The sequence below is a fragment of the Qipengyuania atrilutea genome (assembly GCF_013370205.1).
Taxonomy (GTDB): Bacteria; Pseudomonadota; Alphaproteobacteria; order Sphingomonadales; family Sphingomonadaceae; genus Actirhodobacter; species Actirhodobacter atriluteus.
In genome coordinates, this window is sequence record NZ_JABWGV010000002.1 from 612,920 (window position 1) to 636,234 (window position 23,315).

Annotated in this window: 21 protein-coding genes; 9 read left to right on the plus strand and 12 right to left on the minus strand. The window is 65.1% G+C overall.

The window, feature by feature from the left end:
* Nucleotides 1-12 precede the first annotated feature (12 nt).
* Entirely contained in the window at nucleotides 13-933 is a 921-nt protein-coding gene (locus tag HUV48_RS07980; RefSeq protein ID WP_176267238.1) for a DMT family transporter, read from the plus strand.
* Here HUV48_RS07980 and HUV48_RS07985 read toward each other — a convergent pair.
* Both HUV48_RS07985 and HUV48_RS07990 read right to left on the minus strand, forming a co-directional pair.
* Complete coding sequence (locus tag HUV48_RS07985; protein ID WP_176267239.1) at nucleotides 930-2,249, minus strand: DUF2254 domain-containing protein; 1,320 nt, start codon at nucleotides 2,247-2,249, stop codon at nucleotides 930-932. The two genes, HUV48_RS07980 and HUV48_RS07985, sit on opposite strands and share 4 nt — an antisense overlap.
* A 3-nt stretch (nucleotides 2,250-2,252) precedes the next feature.
* Nucleotides 2,253-3,563, minus strand: coding sequence for a DUF2254 family protein (locus tag HUV48_RS07990; protein WP_176267240.1), 1,311 nt, complete (start codon nucleotides 3,561-3,563; stop codon nucleotides 2,253-2,255).
* A 201-nt stretch (nucleotides 3,564-3,764) separates the two neighbouring features.
* Between HUV48_RS07990 and HUV48_RS07995 the strand changes: the two genes are divergently transcribed.
* Entirely contained in the window at nucleotides 3,765-4,661 is an 897-nt protein-coding gene (locus HUV48_RS07995; RefSeq protein ID WP_176267241.1) for a bacteriorhodopsin, read from the plus strand.
* A gap of 1 nt (nucleotide 4,662) precedes the next feature.
* On the plus strand, nucleotides 4,663-5,481 hold the full coding sequence (locus tag HUV48_RS08000) for a Brp/Blh family beta-carotene 15,15'-dioxygenase (protein WP_176267242.1): 819 nt from the start codon (nucleotides 4,663-4,665) through the stop codon (nucleotides 5,479-5,481).
* Nucleotides 5,482-5,487: 6 nt separating this feature from the next.
* Here HUV48_RS08000 and nadA read toward each other — a convergent pair whose 3' ends face one another.
* The 4 genes from nadA to HUV48_RS08020 form a co-directional block, all read right to left on the minus strand.
* Nucleotides 5,488-6,477, minus strand: coding sequence for a quinolinate synthase NadA (gene nadA / locus HUV48_RS08005; RefSeq protein WP_176267243.1), 990 nt, complete (start codon nucleotides 6,475-6,477; stop codon nucleotides 5,488-5,490).
* Between the two features lie 79 nt (nucleotides 6,478-6,556).
* Nucleotides 6,557-7,333: a hypothetical protein gene (locus HUV48_RS08010; RefSeq protein ID WP_176267244.1), complete on the minus strand. Its 777-nt coding sequence runs from the start codon at nucleotides 7,331-7,333 to the stop codon at nucleotides 6,557-6,559.
* Between the two features lie 78 nt (nucleotides 7,334-7,411).
* Nucleotides 7,412-8,092 carry a DUF4230 domain-containing protein gene (locus tag HUV48_RS08015; protein ID WP_176267245.1) on the minus strand — a complete coding sequence of 227 codons (681 nt, stop codon included), beginning with the start codon at nucleotides 8,090-8,092 and terminating at the stop codon, nucleotides 7,412-7,414.
* Entirely contained in the window at nucleotides 8,077-8,946 is an 870-nt protein-coding gene (locus tag HUV48_RS08020) for an MBL fold metallo-hydrolase (RefSeq protein ID WP_176267246.1), read from the minus strand. The genes HUV48_RS08015 and HUV48_RS08020 overlap by 16 nt, the downstream gene beginning before the upstream one ends.
* Before the next feature lie 73 nt (nucleotides 8,947-9,019).
* Between HUV48_RS08020 and HUV48_RS08025 the strand changes: the two genes are divergently transcribed.
* On the plus strand, nucleotides 9,020-10,489 hold the full coding sequence (locus HUV48_RS08025) for an FGGY family carbohydrate kinase (RefSeq protein WP_176267247.1): 1,470 nt from the start codon (nucleotides 9,020-9,022) through the stop codon (nucleotides 10,487-10,489).
* 12 nt (nucleotides 10,490-10,501) lie between these two features.
* Here HUV48_RS08025 and HUV48_RS08030 read toward each other — a convergent pair whose 3' ends face one another.
* Together HUV48_RS08030 and HUV48_RS08035 are read right to left on the minus strand one after the other, a co-directional pair.
* Entirely contained in the window at nucleotides 10,502-10,996 is a 495-nt protein-coding gene (locus HUV48_RS08030; RefSeq protein ID WP_176267248.1) for a DUF1465 family protein, read from the minus strand.
* A 147-nt stretch (nucleotides 10,997-11,143) separates the two neighbouring features.
* Complete coding sequence (locus tag HUV48_RS08035; protein ID WP_176267249.1) at nucleotides 11,144-11,353, minus strand: YdcH family protein; 210 nt, start codon at nucleotides 11,351-11,353, stop codon at nucleotides 11,144-11,146.
* A gap of 218 nt (nucleotides 11,354-11,571) precedes the next feature.
* On the opposite strand from HUV48_RS08035, the gene HUV48_RS08040 reads away from it, so the two are divergent.
* The 5 genes from HUV48_RS08040 (at nucleotide 11,572) to tilS (ending at nucleotide 17,117) form a co-directional block, all read left to right on the plus strand.
* A complete protein-coding gene (locus tag HUV48_RS08040; protein ID WP_176267250.1) occupies nucleotides 11,572-11,727 on the plus strand; it encodes a YdcH family protein in 156 nt (51 codons plus the stop codon).
* A gap of 104 nt (nucleotides 11,728-11,831) precedes the next feature.
* Entirely contained in the window at nucleotides 11,832-14,105 is a 2,274-nt protein-coding gene (gene ptsP / locus HUV48_RS08045) for a phosphoenolpyruvate--protein phosphotransferase (protein ID WP_176267251.1), read from the plus strand.
* A gap of 118 nt (nucleotides 14,106-14,223) precedes the next feature.
* Entirely contained in the window at nucleotides 14,224-15,135 is a 912-nt protein-coding gene (locus HUV48_RS08050) for a helix-turn-helix domain-containing protein (protein ID WP_176267252.1), read from the plus strand.
* A gap of 106 nt (nucleotides 15,136-15,241) precedes the next feature.
* Complete coding sequence (locus HUV48_RS08055; RefSeq protein WP_176267253.1) at nucleotides 15,242-16,165, plus strand: tetratricopeptide repeat protein; 924 nt, start codon at nucleotides 15,242-15,244, stop codon at nucleotides 16,163-16,165.
* A gap of 22 nt (nucleotides 16,166-16,187) precedes the next feature.
* Complete coding sequence (gene tilS / locus HUV48_RS08060) at nucleotides 16,188-17,117, plus strand: tRNA lysidine(34) synthetase TilS (RefSeq protein WP_318656071.1); 930 nt, start codon at nucleotides 16,188-16,190, stop codon at nucleotides 17,115-17,117.
* Nucleotides 17,118-17,123: 6 nt separating this feature from the next.
* On the opposite strand, the gene HUV48_RS08065 is transcribed toward tilS, so the two are convergent.
* From HUV48_RS08065 to edd, 4 genes are read right to left on the minus strand one after another with little or no spacing between them, the layout of a single operon-like run.
* Nucleotides 17,124-19,898, minus strand: a complete 2,775-nt coding sequence (locus tag HUV48_RS08065) for a phosphoenolpyruvate carboxylase (protein WP_176267255.1) — start codon at nucleotides 19,896-19,898, stop codon at nucleotides 17,124-17,126.
* Entirely contained in the window at nucleotides 19,895-20,509 is a 615-nt protein-coding gene (eda, locus tag HUV48_RS08070; RefSeq protein ID WP_176267256.1) for a bifunctional 4-hydroxy-2-oxoglutarate aldolase/2-dehydro-3-deoxy-phosphogluconate aldolase, read from the minus strand. The genes HUV48_RS08065 and eda overlap by 4 nt, the downstream gene beginning before the upstream one ends.
* The gene (glk, locus tag HUV48_RS08075) at nucleotides 20,506-21,489 is read right to left on the minus strand and encodes a glucokinase (RefSeq protein WP_176267257.1); all 984 of its coding nucleotides are present in this window, start codon (nucleotides 21,487-21,489) and stop codon (nucleotides 20,506-20,508) included. Before glk ends, eda begins: the two co-directional genes overlap by 4 nt.
* Before the next feature lie 12 nt (nucleotides 21,490-21,501).
* A complete protein-coding gene (gene edd / locus HUV48_RS08080; protein WP_176267258.1) occupies nucleotides 21,502-23,313 on the minus strand; it encodes a phosphogluconate dehydratase in 1,812 nt (603 codons plus the stop codon).
* Nucleotides 23,314-23,315: the final 2 nt, after the last annotated feature.

Genomic DNA, 23,315 nt, shown 5'->3' on the forward strand with positions numbered 1-23,315 from the left:
TATGGGCCGGGCATGGGCGATACAAGTGCAACAAAAGCAAGCAGGCGGGATAGCGACACTTGGCCGCGCTGGTTGCTGCTCGCCGCGCTGCTGGCCGGGAACATGGCGCTGGCGCTCGGCCCGTGGTTCGTACGTCTTGCCGACACCGGACCGGTCGCCGCGGGGTTCTGGCGGCTGTTCCTCGCCATCCCGTTCCTGTTCCTGTTCGCCCGCGCCAACGGAGAGCGACCTGCCGCTATCCCGCGCGGCGTGCTCTGGCCCGTGCTCCTTGCCGGTTTCGCCTTCGCGCTCGACATAGCGAGCTGGCATATCGGCATCGAGCGCACGCGCCTCGGCAACTCGGTGCTGTTCGGCAATTCGGGGAGCATCGTGCTGATGATTTGGGGCTTCGTCGTCGCCCGCACCCTGCCGCAAAAGCGCGAGTGGCTGGCCGTGCTGGCGGCGCTGACGGGGGCGGCGATCCTGCTCGCCCGCTCGCTCGAACTCTCATCCGCGAGCCTCGTCGGCGATCTGCTCTGCCTGCTCGCCGGCCTGTTCTACGCCGTCTACCTGCTGCTTTTGCAGAACGCGCGGCGGGCGCTCGGCAGCTGGAGCCTGCTGTTCTGGGTCTGCCTGTCGGGCGCGCCGGTGTTGCTCCTGCTGGCGGTGATAATGGGTGAGGCGGTCATCCCGCAGAACTGGTGGCCGGTCATCGCGCTGTTCGTCTCGAGCCAGCTTGTCGGACAGGGGCTGCTGGTCTTCTCGCTCAAACATTTCCCGGCACTGGTCATCGGGCTCGCGCTGCTGACGCAGCCGGCGATCGCCGCGTTCTACGGCTTCGCGGTCTTCGGCGAGACATTGTCGGCGCTCGATATCGCGGGAATGCTGCTGCTCGGCGGGGCGCTCGTGATAGCGCGCACGCGAATGCCGAAAGCGGCGTCCGCCCGTCGCTAGCGGGCCATGTCCTTCTCGAACTTGCGGTAGGCGCTTTCGACCCATTCGATGTCGGGGCCGGACATATGCTCCTGCGTCTGCCGCCATAATTGCTCGCCTTCACGCGCCAGCACGTGGTGGCGGCTCGCATCGGTAATCGTGCTGGAGGTGTGGTACAGCACCTCGAACATGACAACGGCGGCGTTGGGGTTGGTCGCGACGCCCGGCCGGACGGAGCCGAAGCCGCGGTGGACGTAATGCGCGAAATCGTCACCGAGAAGGTCGATGCGGTCCTCGTCGTCGTTTTCCGCTCCGCCGAACGCACGGCTGAGTTCCCGCTGGCCGAGTTCCGCGGTCGCCGCGCCAAGCCAGTGCAGCGCCGAAATGGCGGTGAAGGGATCGTTGATGCCGGGCGACAGCGCGCGCAGCCCGATCTCGACCAGCTCGTCGATCAGGAAATGCAGGTCCTGATTGGGAGTGCGCATTCCGCCCAGCGCGAAACATTCGCGAATATCCTCGTCGCGAAGATCGTCGAGCATGTCGTCGTCGGTCCAGTAGACCAGCGGAACGGCAGGGTGGACGAAGTCGCCGCTTCGCACGCCGAGCTGCAGGCGGCCGCCGACCTTGTGGGCGATCCGGTCGAGCCGTTCGAAGTCGATGATCTGGACGTAGCCAGTTTTCTTGGCGGTGACCGCGCGGCCTTCGGGCGCTTTCATCCGCACCCGCTTCTTCATCGGCTTGTCGAAATCGCGCCGGATGTCGTTGATCAGCCGGTCGCCGATTCCCTTCAGCACCGAATTGATACGGATCGAGGCGGGGATGTGGTTGAGGAAATAGACCAGCGTCATGACGCTTACCGCCATCGCGGCGAATGCGAGTAGCAGCGACAGCTGCGGTACGAAGGCGGGCAGGGTCTCGGTCTGGTCGCCGAAAATACTGGCCTCGTCTTCCACCCGCACGACGCGCAGGACCGAAATCGCGTAGACGAACGTCCCGATGAACACCGCGAGGCTGAGCTGGTTGCCCTTGTTCTCCATGAAGTTCGTCAGCAGGCGAGGACCGTAATTTCCGCTCGCATAGGCAACGGCAGCGATGGTGATTGAAAAGACGGTCGAGGCGGTGCCGATCATCGAGCCGGCGATCACGGTGAGCATATTGCTCGCCCCCGCCGGACGCGCCGGTTCGAGCCACGAAATGTTATGCAGGAAATCCGCGTAGCCGTTCCGGTCGAGCCAGACGCTGACGATCGCGAGAAGCACGGCGACGATCGAGAACAGCGCCGGATAGAACCAGTAACTGGCGTTGATTTCGTTCCAGAATTTCTTCAGCTTCGCCATCGTTCAAGCGTTGCCAGTTTCGGAAGCCTGCGCCAAGCCCTCGAACGCGTCCAGGCTTCGCGCGATCGCCTGGCGGTCGTAGTCGGTCTGGGCGCGGGACTTGGCGTGCTCGGCAAGCTCTTCGGCGAGGCGGTGAAGATAGCGAAGCAGCCCGGCGGACGCGCTTTCTTCACTCAGTTGCCTAGTGAGGCGCGCGAGGTTGCCGATCATGCGGATGGACACGGACGGATAATCCGCGGCGGCCTGCCGGAAGGCGTTCATCGGATCTTCGAACAGGCCGCGGAAATCCTGCCCGGCAAGTTCGAACCGGTTGTCGAGAGCGCTGACTGCAATTTCGCCGTCCTCGATCCAGAGGTCCTTCTGGTTCGCCATCACGCTCGTCAGCCGATCGGCGGCGGCAATGGCGCTGTAGAAGTCGTTGACTGCGGGCGAGAGGGCGCGTGCGGCGATCTCCACCAGCAGGCGTATCTGAAAGACTGCCCCCTGGCTGTTGCTGCGGTAGGGACCGATGGGAATGGCGCGGCAGATCTGCTTTTCGGGCAAATCGGTCTCCGCGGCGCGAAGGACCGTCTCGCCCTCGAGCACGTGCTGCCCCGGCGCGACGGCAATGTGGACCTTCCCCGTGCCGTCCTTGAAGCATTTGGCGAGTTCTTCGAGGTCGATACCTTCGACATAGCCGTCCCGCTTCGCCGCGATCGACGTATTCCACGTGCCCTTATGAGGCAGCGCGCTCGCGATCTGCGTCCCTTTCTCGCCCGCGTCCTCCGCGATCTTCGACACCGCCTTGTCGACATACATGGTCCGCCCGAGATCGTGCAGCGCAACGGTCAGCATCGACAGGTTGAGCAGGAAGAGGAGCAGCGAGATCCACAGCGTGCCCTGCGGCAGGCCGGTCCCGGACGCGTCAGGATCGACGGCGGCGAGCAGCACGAGCGAGAATACGAGGTTGAAGCACAGGCCCGCGAGTGACACCCGGATGAGCCGCTTGTCGAGCCAGCGGTCGATTAGTCGCACGCCAAGGTTGGCCGCTGCGATTGTCAGCACCAGCAGCGTGATCGAGAAATAAAGCGTCAGAAGCGCCGCATTCACGCCCGTGAGGACGCTGGCATATTCCTGCGCCGCCTTGCCGCTTGCGACCAGCGGGATGTCGCTCGACAGCACCCACCCGGAGAGGCCCTCGTCATCCGCGGCAAGGAATAGGTAGGCGATGGGCGCGGCAATGATCGTCGCGCAGATCGGCACGAGGAAGTAGGTCGCGAAGACGCGGTGCGCCAGCCAGCCGAACAAGCCCTTGAGCGGCCCCTTGATTGTCACTGACTAGCCCCTTCTTCGAGCGCGAGGAATCTCATGCTCGCGGAACCAAACGCACTGTCTTAACTTATGTTTCGGTGCGTCAGAACGAATTCCGTCGGTGGACTTGTGCGGAGCGGATTTGGATCGGAACGCACGGGTTCCGTCCCTAAACGCCAACGGGGTATCTCAATGACAATAACAGCACCACCACCAGTAATGCCGATGAACGATGCGGCAGTATTACCCGATCCGACCGTCGGCATTGTCTCGCCGGCCGATTTCGGCAGCATCGAAAATCTCGTTCCGCTCACGACCGGCCAATATACTGCCGGCTCGCTGATCCTGATGATCAGTTACGGCGCGCATTTCGCGTTCATTCTCTACTTTTTGTGGAGCAGTTTTCAGGTCGCGCCGCGGTACCGGATCGTCACGATCCTGTCCGCCGTCGTCATGGCGAGCGCCGGCCTCAGCCTGCTGCGGGAATTCTCGACTTGGGAGACGAGCTACGCCTTCGTCGCCGGCATGTACCAGCCGCTGTCGGAGAACTCGACCTTCACCAATGCCTTTCGCTACGGCAACTGGACGATCACAGTTCCGCTGCTGCTTACACAGCTCGGCATCGCGTTCGGCTTGCCGCGCCCGGAACTGCACAAGCGCACGCTGCGGATGATCATTCCGGCAATCCTGATGATCTGGACCGGCCTCTACGGCCAGTTCGGAGAAACGGGCGACTGGTCGCGGCTGAACATCTGGGGCGTCATTTCGACCGTGTTCTTCGTGTGGCTGATCGTCGAAGTGCGCGGCGTCATCTCCCGCGGCATCGCATTGAGCCCGGCCGAACTGAAGGGCTGGCCGAAGAACATCTGGTGGTACTTCCTTGCAACCTGGGGTCTCTACCCGATCGCCTACGCCCTGCCGCAGCTCGGCTTTACCGGCGACGTTGTCGTGGTTCGCCAACTACTGTTCACCATCGCGGACATCTCCTCGAAGCTGATCTACGGCATCATCCTGTCGCGTTACGTCTTGCGGCGCAGTGCCCTTGAAGGCTACGTTCCGGCAGCGGAAGCGCTGGAAACGAGCCCGGCGGGTTCGGCGGTGGCTTCATCACGCGGAGACTGATTTGCAGCGCATCACGCGCATACGAAAAGCGGGGCCCTGGCACGATGCCGGGGCCCTTCTTGCATGGGCCGCGCTGATCCTTGCCGCGATCGCGCAGATCTCGGGCGGCATCGCGCCGCTCGTCCTTGGGCTCGTGCTGTTCGCGGCGGGCCTGTCGCACGGCGCTGGTGACGAGCAGCGCGGCCTGATGAAGCGGTTCGGACTTATCCAGGCGGCCGCCTATCTCGTCGTCGGCGCGGCGGTGGCGGGATTGTTCCTGGCCGAGCCGCTGGCCGGTCTCGCGCTGTTCCTCGCACTGTCCGCTTGGCACTTCGCGCGCAGCGACTGCGCGATGGGACCGCTGGCGCGCGGCGCGATTGCGGCACTGGCGACGGGCGGTAGCGCACTGTTCCGTCCGCGCGAGACGACCGAGGTGTTCGAGGCGGTCATCGCGCATAGCGTGCCGGGCATCTTCATGGATCTTGTCGCATTGGCAGGGATCGCCGGCTGCGTGTTGGTCGTCATCTCGCTCGTCCGGAACGAGCGCGGCTGCGGCGAGGCGCTGATCGCGCTCGCCGCAACGGCGCTGCTATCTCCGGTACTGGCGGTGGGGCTCATCTTCCTCGTCGGTCACGCAATCCCGATCCAGCGCCGCCAGATCGCGGCTTACGGCCAGCGCACCGTATGGAAAGCCGTCGCGCTGCCTACGCTCATCGCTTTCGCCGGCGGCGCCGGACTCGCGGTCCTGACCGCTACCTGCCGGCTGGAACTGGAACTCGCCGCCGCGCTCGCCTTTGGCCTTGCCACCCCGCACATGCTGACAGAGCGTCTGGAGCGTTAGGCTTGCTCAGATCTTGCCGAGGTCGCCCTTGCCGATCGTGCCGCTTGCCATTTCGAGCATCCGGTCGAGGCTCTGCTTCGCTTTCAGGCGCAGCCCTTCCTCGATCTCGATCCGCGGTTCGAGATCGCGCAAACAGGCGTACAGCTTCTCCATCGTGTTGAGCGCCATGTAGGGACAGATATTGCACGAGCAGTTGCCGTCCGCGCCGGGCGCGCCGATGAAGTTCTTCTGCGGCAGCGCCTTTTCCATCTGGTGGATGATGTGCGGCTCGGTCGCGACGATCAGCGTATCGCCCTGAAAGGTCTCGGCGAACTGCAGGATACCGCTGGTCGAACCCACGTAATCGGCATGGTCGACGATCGTCGGCGGGCATTCGGGATGCGCGGCGATCGGTGCATTGGGGTGCTGCTGCTTCAGCTTCAGCAGTTCTGTTTCACTGAAAGCTTCGTGCACAATGCACACACCCGGCCACAGCAGCATCTCGCGGTCGAACTTGCGGCTGAGATAGCCGCCCAGATGCCGGTCGGGTCCGAAAATGATCTTCTGGTCCTTCGGGATCTGCTGCAGGATCGTTTCCGCGCTGGAGGAGGTCACGATGACGTCGCTCAGCGCCTTAACCTCGGTCGAGCAATTGATGTAGGTCAGCGCGATGTGATCGGGATGCTTCTCGCGGAAAGCCTTGAATTTCTCGGGCGGGCAGGAGTCTTCGAGGCTGCAGCCTGCGTCCATGTCGGGCAGAACGACGATCTTTTCGGGTGAAAGGATCTTGGCCGTGTCGGCCATGAACTTAACCCCGCAGAACGCGATGACGTCGGCATCGGTGTCGGCGGCCATCTGCGAAAGCTGCAGGCTGTCGCCCACGAAATCGGCGAGATCCTGAATGTCCGGCTTCTGGTAGTAGTGCGCGAGGATGATCGCGTTCTTTTCCTTGCGCAGGCGGTCGATTTCCGCGCGCAGGTCCGTGCCGGTAGGCAGTCTCGTGTCTTGGGCCGTCATCAATAATGTCCGTCAGTTTTGAGCGTGTGTATGGGCTCGATATAGGACGAACGGACAGGAACGCGAGGCCGTTCCGCTTTCACATGGTAAAGCCGGGCGGAAGGAAGGGGTCCATCGGCCGGTCCGCGCCCGGTGTGCCCGCCACGAAGGCTTCGGTCATCGCATAGCCGAGCGGCGAATAGGCGAGCACCATCGAGGCTAGGAACAGTCCGACATAAATGCCGAGACCCCATTTATAGGCCGGATGCACGCTGCCAGTGGCCCGCTTGTCGGCGATCATGCCGATGACCGGAAAAAGGAAGGTCAGCGCCTGCGAGATGGGCCACGCATAGGGGATCAGCAGCGGCATCGGCAGCAGCCTGCCTATGCCGGGACCGACGAGCATCGCCATCGACACGAGGAAGAGCCGCCGGTGCCATCCGGTATAGCGCTGCCGCCTCAGCGCCCACCACGCGATGCCGCCGAAACCCCACAGCGTCACGATATTGCTGATCAGGAACTCGCTCTTGTTGAAGAAGAACGGGCCGCCGGTCCGGCGCGCGACGATCAGCATGATCATCGTCCCGACCACGACCATCGCCGGAACCCAGAAATAGGCGAACTTGCCGAGCGTGCGGTGCAGCGCCCAGTTCTTTGACGAAGCGGTAACGTGCTGCGCCAGAAACAGCGCGATCCAGCCCATGAAGACGACTGCGTGAACGTGATAGCTGACCGGCACCGCGAAAGTGGAGCGGCCGAACGCGAGATTGACCGAAAAGCCGGCGACGATGATCGCCGACATGACGAACGCCATGATCGTGAAGAAACGCGTGCCGCCCGCTACCGAACGCGTACGCTGTGGAGCTAATGTTGCCATGCCTCGAACCCCGTCCCGTGGTTGAAGCGACCCTCGACCGTAATTTACTGCGGGTGGGGCTTTGGCGTCAATCGGTAACTAGTTCTCGTCTTCGAAACGCACGTTGACCACCGCGTCGGAATAGCCCGCGATTTGCAGCGGCACGGTAAGGTTCTGGCGCACCGCGTCCTTCGCTGCCTGCCGCGCAAGCGCGAGGACTTCCGGGTTCTTGGCGAAGGCACTCGCCCGGCGCTCGGCCTGCTGCGAATTGTTGCGCGCGAGATCGGCGCTGGCATCGCGCGTCACCCAGGTGCCCTCGGTAAAGGTGCGCGCCGCACCTTCGTCGATATTGGGTCGGCTGGTCCTGATCTGCGGCAGTGTGACGGTCAGCGTCTGCGCTTCGGGCTGCCAGTCGAAGTCGCTGCGCTCCATGCCCGACAGGTCGAGCCGGTATTCGACGCTCGCCGGAACGATCGTCGCCTGCCGCGAACGCAAGATCGGTACGCCGAGAACGCCGCGCGTATCCTCGCTCTCCGCGACGACTTCGAAGCGGGAGGAGAAGACGGTGAGCGTGTTCTGCCGCTCGAAGGCCAGCATCGCGCTGCCCACGGGATCGCCTTCTTCCTCGTAGAAGAACGCGCGCCAGCCGAGGTAGGCCGTCACCGCCAGCAGCACGGCGACGATGATCCACGGAGCGATGCGGGGCGGGGCGGGAGTAGGACGCTCTGCGTATGGGCGCGGCGGGGTTACCGGCTCGCGGCGGTCTAGCTTGTTTGCCATATCTCTCCATTACGCCGGACCAGCCCGCGCCGTTCCAGATCGATCAGATGGGCGGTCACCGACATCTCCGCCGCCGGGATCAGCCGTTCGTCCAGCCCCTTGTACATCGCCGGAATGAAGCCCGACACCGCGCGCGCCGCCTCGCCCAGCAGCCGCAAGATCTGGTTTTCGCGCTGGCGGCGGTGGCCCAGCATTCCGCGAACGAGCTGGCGCGGTTTCTCGACCGGCTCGCCGTGCGCTGGGTAGTAAACGCGGTCCTCGCGCGCGCCGAGGCGTTCGAGGCTCGTCATGTAATCGCCCATGTCGCCGTCGGGCGGAACGACGACACTGGTGGACCAGCCCATCACGTGATCGCCGGTGAACAGCGCGCCGCTTTCCTCGAGTGCGAAGCACAGGTGGTTCGAAGTGTGTCCGGGGGTGTGGAGCGCGCGCAGCGTCCATCCGGTCCCGGTCATCGCCTCGCCGTCCACCAGCACCCGGTCGGGCGCGTAGGTCTTGTCGAAAGGCGCATCGGCGCGCGGCCCGTTGTCGTCGAGGGTGAGGGGAGCGCAGCCTACGACGGGCGCTCCGGTCCGCTCCGACAGCGGCGCAGCGGCGGGCGAATGGTCGCGGTGGGTATGCGTACACATGATCGCGCTGAGTTTCGCATCGCCGATGCCCGCAAGGATCGCCTCGATATGCGCTTCCTCGTTCGGACCGGGATCGATCACCGCGACATCGCCCGCGTTCCCGACGATATAGGTTTGCGTGCCGGTATAGGTATAAGGCGAGGGGTTGGGTGCAAGCACGCGGCGCACCAGCGGCTCGACTTCTACGGTCGTTCCGGTGGGCCAGGGTTCGGGAGGCATTGCCATGTGCGCGATATGGGGATGGGGGCCGCCCGTGTCCACAATCGCCTCTGGCGCGCGATATCGGTAAGGGGAGAGAATGAGCGAACAGATACTGGTCCTCGACGAGGGAACGACATCCACCCGCGCAATGCTGTTCGCGGCGGACGGCAGCCTTCTCGGAAGCGCGCAGGCCGAACTGACGCAGCACTATCCCGCCTCCGGCCGGGTCGAGCACGATGCGCGAGAGATCTGGCACCGCACGCTCGCCTGCGCCCGCGAAATGGTCGAGAAGGCGGGCGGGGCGGACCGCATCGCCGCGATCGGCATCACCAACCAGCGCGAGACGGTCGTCGCGTGGGACCGCACGACCGGAGAGCCGCTGTCGCGCGCGATCGTCTGGCAGGACCGGCGCAGTGCGCAGATGTGCCGCGAATTGAAGGAGGCGGGGAAGGAATCCTTCGTGCAGTCGCGCACGGGCCTTTTGCTCGACCCGTATTTCTCAGCGACCAAGATGCGGTGGCTGCTCGATTACGACGAGGCGGTGGCCGATGCGGCGAAGCGCGGCACGCTGGCGCTCGGCACGGTCGAAAGCTGGCTGGTCTTCAAGCTGACAGGCGGCGCTTTCCTGTCGGACGCCAGCAACGCGTCACGAACTTTGCTGATGCCGCTCGGAGGTGCCGGTTTTTCCGAGGAGTTGTGCGACCTCTTCGGCATGCCTCACGGCGCTTTGGCGGAGGTGACGGACTGCGCCGGGCACTTCGGTACCAGCCTGCCCGAACTCTTCGGAGCGCCGGTCCGCATCTGCGGCATGGCCGGCGACCAGCAGGCGGCGACGATCGGGCAGGGCTGCCTCTCACTAGGCGACACGAAGGCGACCTACGGTACCGGAGCGTTCATCCTCGCGAACAGCGGCGAACAGGTACCGCGTTCGGGCCACCGGCTGCTGGGCACGGTGCTCTACCAGCTTGCGGGTAAGCGGACCTACGCGCTCGAAGGGTCGGTGTTCGTCGCGGGTAGCCTCGTTCAGTGGCTGCGCGATGCGCTAGGCGTGCTCGGTACCGCGGCGGAAACCGAAACGCTTGCCCGCTCCATTCCCGACAGCGGCGGGGTGGTCATCGTGCCGGCGCTCTCCGGCCTCGGCGCGCCCCACTGGCAGGCGGACGCGCGCGGCGTCATCGCGGGGCTGAGCTTCGCTACTGGTCGGGCGGAGATCGCCCGCGCCGCGCTCGAAGCGATGAGCTACCAGACGCACGACCTCGCACAGGCCTTCGCGGCCGACGGGGCGGAATGGACCGGCCTCAAGATCGACGGCGGGATGAGCGCGAACGACTGGATGGCGCAGGACATCGCCAACATCCTTGGCCTGCCGGTCGAGCGGCCGGATTTCGTCGAAACGACGGCGCTGGGCGCGGCCATGCTGGCGGCAGTAGGGGCCGGCGTGCATGCAACGCTCGAAGCGGCGAGCGAGGCGATGCGCGGCGCGACGCGGATGTTCGCGCCCGATATGGCCGGGGACGTGCGGGAGCGGCGGCTGGCGCAGTGGCGCAATGCTCTCGGCGCTGCCTGAAAACGCGCGGCGCTAGGCCGAGGGGAAGGCGTTTCTCAGCTTGTCCTGGATCGCATGGACGCCGCCGTCCTGCGTTTGCGGCGGCTCGCTCGCGGCGCGCAGTTCGAGCCGGGCGACGCGGGCATGAAGCTGTTCGGTCCGCTCGACAATATGCTGCGTCAGGGCCGGCAGCAGTTCGACCTGCCGCGCGTCCGATGCGCGGTCTTTCGGCAGGCGTCCGTGCGCAGCGAGCTGCTTCAGCGTAAGGTCGCCGGCGAAGAATGCGCGCTGGTTCAGCAGCCACGCGAGCACGTGCATGATCCGGGTCGTCGTCTTCAACCCCTCGACCGACAGCGCCAGTTTCGTGGTCGCCGGAAGAGCATCGTCGGAACCGCCGCGCATGTCGAAAACGGCGCGCGCCTCGTCGGCTAATAGCAAGGCTTCGGAATAGAGATCGTCCACGATCTGACGATTGAGCATTTCGCCGCGGGGGGCGGTGTCGCTTTGCAGGTTGCCGGCGGCGGTCATGAAAGCGCAAATAAGCGCGCGACCCGCACAATACTAGGAGTTTGGCGCCGCCCCGGTGTCTCTATTCGGTAATTGTCCCTTGCTGGAACCCATGGCACAGATTTGCCGCACGACTGTGCCGGAGCGGGGCAATGTCCGCGCCAGTTCTTACGCAATGATGTCGGGCACCAGCACATCCTCAATCGCCGCGACCTGATCCTTCAGAATTAGCTTACGCTTCTTTAGCCGCGCGAGTTGCAGCTGATCGACGAAGCCGCGCTCCTGCCCCGCATGGGTCAGCGCCGCGATGGCCGCGTCGAGATCGCGATGTTCGGACTGCAAGAGAGCCAGTTTCTTACGCAGTTCCTGCTCGTTCACCTAACCGTCTTTCCCGAATCGCATTCGTAATCCCGCGGGGCCTGTAGCACTTCATCGCATAACAAACCGCTATCGTCGCGTCAGCGCGAAAGGACCCTTCGCAACCTCCCTTAAATATGATTTGATACTCGTTCGTGTCGACTCGGACACGGCGCCAACTTCCGCCCCGGCGGGAAGGCGCACCGGGTCAAGAACGAACGCTGACGAAGGAGAAAAAGATGCAGTCGTCCCACTCCGCCACTCTCACCATGAAGCATGCCGGCATCGACGAACGGCTTCAGCGCGAGCAGAACCGGCCGGCCCCGGACGACATGGTCATCAAGAAGCTCAAGCGCGAGAAACTGCGCATCAAGGAAGAGCTGGCGCGCCTCTGACGGGCACGCTGCAACCCGCCGGATACGTAACGTCCGGCGGGGCGGACAAAACCGCTCACAACCCTTTGGCAATGGTCCGGATTTGCTGTAACCCGCCAGGCTAGATGTCTGCTGCAGCTTCCGCCCGCTCGATCCTTACCGGGATGCACGAGATCATGGCCTCGCGTGTTCACGCGCAGGGCAAGCTCGACCGCGTCGCGGAAATCGTGGGCGAAAGCCTCGATAGCGAGGTCTGCTCGATCTACCTTCTGCGCGACGGGATGCTCGAGCTGTTCGCCACCCGCGGCCTCAACCAGAGCGCGGTCCACGTCACGCGCATGAGCATTGGCGAAGGGCTGACGGGCACGATCGCCGACAGGATGGAGATGCTGAACCTCGCGGAAGCGCGCTCGCATCCCAACTTTCTCTACCGCCCCGAAACGGGCGAGGAGAAATACCACTCCTTCGCCGGGGTTCCGATCGTCTACCGCGAGCGGGTCGTGGGCGTCTTGTGCGTCCAGCATACCGATCCCCGCCGCTACGAAGACGTCGAGATTGAGGCATTGCAGACGACCGCGATGGTGCTGTCCGAACTGATCGCCCATAACGAACTGGTCGACGAGGAAACGGCGCTCGGGCTCGACAAGCGCGAGACCGGGCCGGAAATGATCAGCGGCCTGACGCTGGTGAAGGGGCTGGCGGCGGGCCGCGCGGTCTATCACCAGCCGCGCGTCGAGATCGTGCAGGTCGTGGCCGAGGATACCGAGGCTGAGCGCCAGCGGGTTTACCGCGCGTTCGACCGGATGCGCGAGCAGATCGACGCGATGGCTTCGCAGATCGAGTTCGGCAAGGGCGGCGAGCACGAGGAAGTGCTCGAGACCTACAAGATGTTCGCCTATGACGAGGGCTGGTCCCGCCGGATCAACGAGGCGATCGACAGCGGACTGACGGCGGAAGCGGCGATCGAGCGCGTGCAGCAGCATACGCGCATGCGGATGCGCGAGATCGACGATCCGCTGCTTGCCGACCGGATGCACGATCTGGAGGATCTGGCGAACCGCCTTATCCGCATCGTCTCCGGCCAGCTCGGCACGGCGGCAACGCAGGGTCTGCGGCGCGATTCCATCCTCGTCGCACGGAATCTCGGCCCGGCGGAACTGCTCGAATACGACAGCCGGCGTCTGAAAGGCGTCGTGCTGGAGGAAGGCTCGCTTACCGCGCACGTGGTCATCGTTGCGCGGGCAATGGGCATTCCGGTGCTGGGCCGGGTCGGCGGTCTACGCGGCAAGGTGCGCGACGGGGAGGACATTCTCCTCGACGCGGACCAGGGGCTGATCACCCTTCGCCCGACGCAGCCGATGCTGGATGCGTTCGAGGCGCGCTCGGCAAAGCACCGCGAAAAGCGCGCCGCCTACGCGGAATTGCGCGACGTCGAGCCGTTCACGCGCTGCGGAACGCGCATCCAGGTGCAGATGAACGCCGGGCTGCGCGACGACATGTCGGCACTGCAGCTTACCGGCGCGGACGGGATCGGCCTGTTCCGTACCGAGTTCCAGTTCCTCGTTTCTGCAACCATGCCGCGGCGCGAGAAGCAGACGCGCCTCTACCGCGACGTGCTCGATGTGGCAGGGGACAAGCCGGTCATCTTCCGCACCGTCGATATCGGCGGGGACAAGTCCGTGCCGTACCTGCGTTCGCAAAACGGCGCGTCGGGCGACGAAAACCCGGCGCTGGGCTGGCGCGCGCTGCGCCTCGCGCTCGAACGCGACGGTCTGCTCAAGGTGCAGGCCCGCGCCTTGCTCGAAGCGGCGGCGGGCCGCTCGCTCAACGTCATGTTCCCGATGGTCAGCGAGCCTTGGGAATTCGACGCAGCCAAGGCGATCTTCGACGATCAGGCCGAGTTTCTGCGCCAGCGCAAGAGCCAGCTTCCCGAGCAGATCCGGTTCGGCGCGATGCTGGAGGTGCCCGCTCTGGCAGAGGTACTGGATCAGCTTGCGCCGCGCCTGTCGTTCCTGTCGATCGGGACCAACGACCTGACCCAGTTCCTGTTCGCCGCCGACCGCTCGGACCCGCGGCTTGCCGAGCGCTACGACTGGATCAATCCGCCGATCCTGCGCTTCCTCAACCGCGTGGTGCAGTCGCTGGTCGGCCATACCATCGACCTCGGCGTGTGCGGGGAAATGGGCGGGCGGCGGCTGGAGGCGATTGCGCTTCTGGGGCTCGGCATTACGCGGCTGTCGATCACGCCGGCGGCGGTCGGTCCGATCAAGGAACTGGTCCGCAAGATCGACCTGACCGAACTCAAGCCCGCCATGCAGGGTTGGCTGGCCGCACCGCCGGAAAACATGCGTAGCGAGCTGACCGCATGGGCGAGCGAACACGGCATCGATCTCGATTGATTCCGCACATTTTTGCGGCGATATTTACCGGACGAGCGACGGGCCGCACTTGGCGCGCTCTTTAATCTGTGACAAATGTTTCAGACACAAAATGGGTCAGGTTGGGCAGTAATATTTAATGGTGCAGGACGTACACGACGCAGACGGGACTTGGGACGAAGGCGGCGAGGCTTCGGACGCAGCGCATCGCCAGCTTGGCGCCGGCGAGACGCTGCGCCAGGAACGCGAACGTCAGGGCCTCGAACTGAGCCAGGTCGCCGCGGAAACCCGCATCCCCGAACGCCACCTCGTCGCGATCGAGAACGGCGATTTCGCCGCCTTGCCCGCGCGGACCTATGCCGTCGGCTTTTCACGCACTTATGCGAAGATGCTGGGCCTCGACGAAAAGGACATCACCGCCAAGGTGCGCGAGGACCTGTCCGTATCGTCGACCAGTTTCAACGAGCACCCGGCGAAATTCGAACCGGGCGATCCGGCCCGCGTCCCTTCACGCAGCCTCGCATGGGTCGGGATCATCGCGGCGGTCCTGCTGCTCGGCGGTATCTTCGCCTTTTATCGCAGCTATTTCGCGCCCGGCATGGGGCCAGCGCCGATAACCGAGGATGAGCCGGTTGCGGCGGCGACGACCGCTCCTGCCGCGGCACAAGCCGCGGCGGTGAATACGCCCGATCCAAACGGAGAAGTGGTATTCACCGCGCTCGAGGACGGGGTGTGGGCGAGGTTCTACGACGCGAGCGGAGAGCGGCTGTTCGAGGCGGAGATGTCCAAGGGCGAAACATACGCTCTGCCGCGCGATGCCGAAGGGCCGCAGATCTGGACCGGACGTCCTGACGCCTTCGCAATCACGATCGCGGGCGAGAGCGTGCCGAAGCTGGCGGAAGACGATTTCATCATGCGCGATCAGCCGATCTCCGCGGCAGCCTTGCTCGCGCGCGAGGATACCGATGCCGCTGCCGCGAACGGCGCCGCCGCCTCCCCGAACGGCATTTCGAACGCCGCGACCGGTGAAAACGCGAACCCCGCGCTCTGACAAACAGCAAAGCGCGGTTAAGACAGGGACTGTTAGCGCCTGATATCTTGCACCGCCGAATGACTTAACGGCGCAATCACGAACGAAGAATGTGGAGCAGAACGACATGACCACCCGCACCTTTCGCATGGCGATCGCCAGCGGTATCGCGGCCTCGCTGTTGGCAAGCCCGGTGCCCGCTTTTGCGCAGGAGAACGCCGATGCGCGGCTCCGCAAGGTGGAGCGGGAAATACGCGCGCTGCAGCGGCGGGTCTTTCCGGGCGCGGACGGCAAGTTTTTCGAGCCTGAAATCAGTCCGAGTCAGGCGCAGACCGGCCAGCCGGCGGTTGCCGCTCCTTCGACCAGCGCGCTGACCGACGTCCTCTCGCGGCTCGACGCGCTCGAGCGGCAGATTCAGCGCATCACCGCGCAGACGGAAACCAACGACAACATGCTGCGCGAGATGAGCGGCCGGCTCGAAGCTCTCGAGGCTCGTCCGGTTGCTCCGGCGGTGGCCGAACTGCCGCGCGAAGGCGCGATCCAGGGCAACCTGCCGCAAACCGGCCAGGCGGCCGCTGCACCGGCTCAGGCTTCCACCGGCGGGAGCGTAAGCCCGGCGCGATTGGCTGCCGTCCAGGCGATCACGAAGCCCTCGACCGGCGATGCGGCAGACGACGAGTATGTCTACGGCTTTCGCCTGTGGGACGCGGGCTTCTTTCCCGAAGCGCAGCAGCAGCTGACGTCCTACGTGCAGGCGAACCCGAACCACTCGCGCATTTCCTTCGGCCGCAACCTGCTCGGCCGGGCCTATCTCGACGACAACAAGCCGAAGCAGGCCGCGCCGTGGTTCCTCGAAAACTACCAAGCGGACAAGCAGGGCGCCCGCGCTGCCGACAGTCTCCTCTATCTCGCCGAAGCGATGATCTCGTCGAACGATACGGAGCGGGCCTGCATCGCGCTGGCCGAATTCGGCGATACCTATCCGGCGCTCGCAAGCGGCAGGCTGCAGTCTCAGTACGAAGCGAACCGCCGCAAGGTCAGCTGCAATTGATAAGCCTTTTTCAGACGACCTGATCGAGCGCTTCAGGCGCGATCTTACCCGTCTTGGTGCAGTTGAGGGCCGTTTAGGCATCGCTGTGTCCGGCGGTCCGGACTCGGTGGCGTTGCTGTGGCTGGCGCAGAGAGCGTTCCCTGAACACGTTGCCGCGGCGACGGTCGACCACGGCCTGCGCGAGGAAAGCGCTGCCGAAGCGGCATTCGTCGCGGATGCGTGCGCGGCTCTCGGCGTTCCACACACCATGCTGAAAGTCACGGTGGGGCAGGGCAATGTGCAGAGCGAAGCGCGGCGCGCTCGCTATGCGGCGATGGCGGACTGGCTGGAGAGCGAGAATCTTTCCGCGCTGCTAACTGCGCATCATGCCGACGATCAGGCCGAGACGCTGCTCATGCGCCTTAACCGGGGCAGCGGGGTCGAAGGGCTGGCCGGCATCCGTGCGCGTAAGCTCGTTCCGGGTACGAATATCCCCTTGCTGCGGCCGCTCTTGTCGTGGCGGAAGAACGAACTCGTGGCCGTCGCGGTAGAGTCCGGGATCGGCTTCATCAGCGACCCGTCGAACGACAATCCCGCTTTCGACCGCGTCCGCATCCGGGAGGCGCTGGCGGAGAACGACTGGCTCGATCCGGTGGCGGTGGCGCAAAGCGCAGCGCATTTGGCGGAGTGCGAGGCGGCGCTGACGAGCTACGCCGACGCGGAATGGGCAGAGTGCGTGAGCCTCACCGAAGCTGGCGCCAAATATAGGCCCGCCGGTCCGAGCGTCATCCGTAAAAGCGTCGTCGCTCGCATCCTCACAGCGCTTGGCGGTGAACCGCGCGGGGGGCAGGTTGCCGATCTCGTCGCCGCACTCGAAGCAGGCGGAAAGCGGAACGTCGCCGGCGTGCTTGCAGAAGCCCGCGGCGACATCTGGAATTTCACCCGCGAACCGGCGCGGCGGACCACGAACTAGTCCGCGTCAACCGTGCGCGCCGAACTCGTTCGCGATCGCGGCACTGATGCGCAGATTGAGGTCGTGCGAACGCTCGATCGGATCGATGTAGTCGCGCCGGATCGCCGTGTAGCCGTCGCCCGCGCCGTCGGGATAGTTGCTCTCTTCCTCGACCGCGAAGTCGCCGATCTGCGGGAAACGCGTGGGATACGCGCGGCGCAGCTGCGCCAGCGCATCCTCTATCCTCAGTGTGAAGACCATCTCCAGTACATCGTCGCGGCTGATGTCGTTGGCCCGGCTGAACGTCGGGATCGATACCGCTTTCAGGAACATGTGCTGGAGCAGCGCCAGCCTCACGGCTTGCAGCACGCCGATCCTGCGGCGCACTTCCTCGCGCCCGTCGAGCGGGTTCTCGTTCGGGATGAGGCCGAGCAGGCGGTATAACTTGAGCGCATCGGTACGCAGCTGCGAAGCAAGGCGGCGGAACACGCCCGCCCGGTCGTCGCGCGTCAGATATTCCGCGAGGTACTGGCACGCATCGGACAGATGCCCTTCCGTCCCGCGATAGGTGCGGCTCGCCCAGAAGGCAGCGTTGAACAGCTCGCCGTAAGCGGCCACAGTCTTGATGCTGGCGAGATTGTTGGAGGCGCGCACCAGGCGGATCATCTGCTTCCCGCGCGCGCTCTTGTTGATGAGCGCGGCTAGGTCCTCGTAATTTCCTTCCGCTGCCGTGCCGACCCCGGCGATAATGTTCACCGGATAGCCGAGCTGCTGGAGGATCGCGTTATGCGGGATCGCGCGGATCTGCCGCAGCGACATCTCGCGCTCGGCGGCAAGGTCGCTCTGCCGGCGCGATTTGCGGCTGCCGGTCTCGTTGAGCAGACCGAGCCCGAACGCCGTAATCGCGCGCGAATAGACGCGGCTCGTGAGATAGTCGCGCTGGTGCGAGCGGATGGCGCGATAGAAATCGAGGCTGAGGTCGGTTCGCTTGTAGAGCGGATCCTTGCCCGCATCGTTCGCCTCCGCCGGGCGCAGTTCCGCGATCCGTGTCAGCGTGGCGAGCGCTAGTTCGGGCGTCGCGAAGAACTGGTAGCCGTCGCCGCCTTGGAAGCTGGCTTCGGGCTCGAGGTGAATACCCGCCTTGTTGAACCGCGAGCGCGCCCAAGGGGAGAGCGGCCATTCGAGCCGGTCGGCAAAGCCGCCGGGATGCGCGCCGCGGCCCATGCCTTCGCCGTGCGTGTTGAAGATCAGCGCGGACACATCGGTTAGATCGTTTTTCCGCATCGCCTGCGCGAGCCGCCCCTGCAGCCGCTCGATCGAAAGCCCGGCCGGAATTTGCCCGACGAAGCGGCCTGCATCGGAGAAGCCGGTCTGGATTGCGATCCGGCCGCGCTTGCGGGCATATTGCTGGAACGCGGGCTCGGAAAGCAAAGCATCGAGGAAGCGGCCGCCGTGTTCCAGCGCGTTCTCGGTCTCGAAGAGCGGCGATACGTCGACCTTGTCCGCAATTCCGAAAAGCTCGGAGAAATATAGTGCGGCGAGGACCGTCGCCGGCTGCTCGCATTCGGCGATAAGCATCCGAATAGGCGCATCGCCGTCGATATGCTGGATGATCTGCGCCATCGCGAGAAACTGGCGGATCGCGGTACTGCTTTCGATGGCGAGCGCTGCGAAGTTGGAGCGCAGCGGTTTTACCTTGGCCAGCATGTCGCGCAGCGCCTTCACCGCGCCCCGGCTCGCAAGATCGAGGGTGGTTTCGGGGTCCATCCGGCGGCGGATGGCGTTGTGGAGCTGGCTCGAGTTCACGCGGAAATGGATGAGGCCCATGCCAAGGCCATCGGCACGCATCGCGGCGGCAAGCGTCCGCAGTTCCACGGCGCGGTCCAGCGGCGCTTCACCGGCCTCGTCTTCCAGCGCATCGATGACCGGCGTGAGCGACAGCAGCTTGTCGGCGTGCTCGCGGGTCAGCCTGTTCGCGGCGTTCGACAGCGCTTCGGGAGATGACAGATCGCCCGCGAAATCGTCCGCACGTTCCTGCGCATAGTCGGCGGCGCGGCGTAGCGAGGCGAGCAGGCTGTGCTGCCCATCGATCCGCTCGAGCGCGGCGACGTAGCGCTTCAGCCGCTGGGCTTTCTCCGAGAGGCGGAACCCGATGGAATCGTACCAGGCGATGTCGGTCCGTCCATCCATGTCGTATCCGACCCAGGTCGCGAACTTGAACGGCATCGGCGTAAATTCGGCGGCGCTGTCGGGCCAGGTCTGATGGACGCGGCGCAGCAGGCTGCGGTTGATCGTGTCGCGCGCATCCTGCGCGTTGGCGATCGCGGCCATGGCGCGGTCGTGCTCGTATTGCAGCGTAATGGCCGGCCGGGCGCTCGGGGCGATGCATACGTCCGTGCCGATTTCACCGCTTTGCGAGGCCGCCTCGGCCAGCGCGCGCGACTGCTGCGGCGTCATCAAGAAGGTCGGATGCGCGGTAAAGACGGCGTGCATCTGCGGCCGGTTCCAGCGCCGGATCGCGCCATCGATGCCCGCTTCTTCGTCGATCAGGCCGCTGAGATCGGTCTGGTCCGGTTTCGTCAGATTGCGCAGCCGCGAGGCGCGTCCTTGCAGCGCTTCGCATTCGAGCTCCGCGATCAGGTTCTCCATATCGTCGAGGTCGAATTCGCCGGCCTCGAGTTGCCGCGACAGATCGAGCGAGAGTTGGAACACCGGGTTGAACAGCGGGGTCTCGTGCGTGCGCTCGTGCAGATATTGCAGGCGGTCGACGCATTGATCGACGGTTTTGAGGGGACGGCTCATTTCCCGAGGCCCGCAGCCGCGCGCGCAAGCGCTTCGATCTCGGCCTTGTTCGGCTCGCCCATCGGCGCGACCCAGCTTCCGCCAACGCAGAGCACCGGATCGAAGGCAAGCCATTCGGCGGCGTTGCCCTCACTGATGCCGCCGGTGGGGCAGAACCGGCACTGTGCGAATGGCGCGGCGAGGGCTTTCAAAGCGGGCAGTCCGCCCGCCGCCATCGCCGGGAAGAACTTGAAGTGCGTCAGGCCGTGGTCGCGTCCGCGCATGATGTCCGCGGCAGTCGCGATGCCCGGCAGGAACGGCACGCCGTTGCCGATCGCCGCTTTCGCCAACGGGTCCGTCAGGCCGGGCGAGACGATGAACTCGCTCCCCGCTTCGAGCGCGTCTTCGAGCTCTTCGGGATTGGTCACAGTCCCCGCGCCGACGACCGCGCCGTCGACCTGCTTCATGATGCGGATCGCTTCGAGCGCGGCAGGGGTGCGCAGCGTCACTTCGAGCGCCTTCAGGCCGCCTGCGACCAGCGCCTCGGCCAGCGGCTCGGCATGGCGGACATCCTCGACCACGATCACCGGAACGACCGGCGCGGCGCGCATGATGGAATCGATGTCGTTCATTGGGAAACTCCGTGATCGCGGGCGAATGCCGCAGCCGCGCCGAACAGGCCGGGCTGGGGTTGGGTGATGAGCTTGACGGGGATGCTCGCCATGAGGCTTTCGAACCGGCCCTTGGCGCGAAAACGCTCGGCAAAGCCAGATCCGATCAGCGTGTCGCGAATACGGTAGCCGAGGCCGCCAGCGATGACGACGCCCTGGAAGCCGCCCTGCGCTAGCGCGAGATCGCCAGCCACACTGCCGAGCGAGAGGCAGAACCGGTCGACTGCGGCGGCGGCAAGGCTGTCCTCGCCCGACATGCCGGTGGTCCAAAGGTCGACGTCGTCGCGCTCGGGCACGGACTTCTTCTCCATCGCCGCGAGCGTCTGGTAGATGTCGACGATGGCGGGACCCGATACGACCCGCTCCGCCGACACGCGGTTGTGGCGTTTGCGGAGCCGCGCGAGGATCGCATCCTCGATCTGGTCGAGCGGTGCGAAGTCGATGTGGCCGCCCTCGGTCGCCTGCACGCGGTAATGGCCCGGCTGGCGGAAGAGATAGGCGACGCCGAGCCCCGTGCCCGGCCCGAGGACGGTAATCCGGCCGGTATCGGGCAGGGGGCCTTCCGGTCCCGTCAGGTGCAGGAACTGGTCGTCGGGCGCACGAGCGACGGCATGCGCGACGGCCTCAAAGTCGTTGACGATCTTGTAGCGTGAGACGCCGAGCTTCGAGCACACGAGGGCGGGGCGGATGACCCACGGGTTGTTGGTGAAGCGGATGACGTCGCCGCCTACCGGACCCGCAATTGCCATCGATACGGCTTCGGGCAGGCTGCCGCCCTGCCGCTCCCGGAAATCTTCCCACGCCGTCTGGAAGCTGGCGTGGTCTTCGGTGTGGAGCGTTTCGGGTTCACCGAGTTCGATCGTGCCGTCCGCTCCGATCGAGGCGATCGCGAAGCGGGCATGGGTTCCCCCGATGTCGACCGAGACGATATCCGTACTCATATGCGTCTTTCCTTACAGGCCGGCGGTTGCGAGCATGGCGGAGCCGCCGCGCTCGGCTTCGTCCGCAAGGCTTCGGAACATCGCGAAGAGTTCGCGTCCGAGGCCCATGTCCGGCGCCGGGTCGGCGGCCGAGACGCGAGAAGTCAGGTCGGCAGTCGTCGATAGCTCGCCCGTTTCGGCGCAGACCTTGACCACGTCGCCGTCCTGCAATTTCGAGAGCGGGCCGCCGCCGAGAGCTTCGGGCGCACAATGGATGGCGGCGGGCACCTTGCCGCTCGCGCCCGACATCCGCCCGTCCGTGACTAACGCGACGTGATAGCCGCGGTCCTGCAGGACGCCGAGCGCCGGGGTCAGCTTGTGCAGTTCGGGCATTCCGTTGGCACGCGGACCCTGGAAGCGGACGACGACGACGACGTCGCGGTCGAGTTCGCCGCGTTCGAAGGCCAGGTTGACATCCTTCTGCGTCTGGAAGACCCGGCACGGTGCCTCGGTGGTCCAGAAACGCCGCTCGACCGCGCTCGACTTGAAGCATGCGCGGCCCAGATTGCCTTCCAGCAGACGCATGCCTCCGTCGGGCTGGAAAGGTTCGGCCACCGTACTGAGCATGTTATCGTCGCCGCTTTCGCCGATCTCGCGCCAGACGAGTTCGCCATCGTCGAGCATCGGCTCGCGGGTGTAGTCGCTCAGGTCGCCGCCCCATATGGTGCGCAGGTCGCGGTGGGCGAGGCCGTTCTCGAGCAGTTCTCCGACGATGTAGCCCATGCCGCCGGCGGCATGGAAATGGTTCACGTCGCCCGAACCGTTGGGATAGACACGGGCAAGCAGCGGCACCACCCGCGACAGTTCGGCAAGGTCGGTCCAGTCGAAGACGATCCCGGCGGCTCGCGCCATCGCGGGAATGTGGATGGCGTGATTGGTCGATCCCCCGGTCGCGAGCAAACCGATCGCCGCGTTGACGATCGCCTTTTCGTCGACGCAGTGGGCAAGCGGGCGGAAGTCGTTGCCGTCGCGCGTAATCTCGGAAAGCCGGTGGGTCGCGGCGCGCGTCAGCTTCTGCCGTAGGCCCGTTCCCGGCGTGACAAATGCAGCGCCCGGCACATGCAGGCCCATGATCTCCATCATCATCTGGTTGGAGTTGGCCGTGCCGTAAAAGGTGCAGGTGCCCGGCGAATGGTAGCTCGCGCTTTCGCTTTCGAGCAGTTCGTCACGCGTCGCCTTTCCTTCGGCGTACAGCTGGCGAACCTTCTGCTTTTCCTTGTTGGAAATTCCGGTCGGCATGGGTCCGCTCGGTACGAAAACCGCAGGCAGATGACCGAAGCGCAAGGCACCGATCATCAGGCCGGGCACGATCTTGTCGCAAATGCCGAGCAGCGCGACGCTGTCGTACACGGCATGGCTCAAGGCGAGCGCCGTCGAAAGCGCTATTGCATCACGGCTGAACAGCGACAGTTCCATGCCGTCCTGCCCCTGCGTCACCCCATCGCACATGGCTGGCGTTCCGCCTGCGACCTGGGCCGTGGCACCGACCTCGCGGGCGTGGATTTTCATCATCTCCGGGTATCGGCCGTAGGGCTGATGGGCGGACAACATGTCGTTATAAGCAGTCACGATGCCGATGTTCGGTCCGCTTGCTGCCTTGATCGCAGCCTGGTCCTCTTCGGCGCCCGCAAACGCATGGGCGAGGTTGGAGCAGGACATGACATGACGGTTCGGATCGCGCTCCGCCGCTTCGCCGATAAGGCCGAGATATCGCGCCCGGCTCTCAGCGGATTTCTCGATAACCCGCTTGGTAACGGATTCGATGACGGGATGTAGTTTGCTCATAG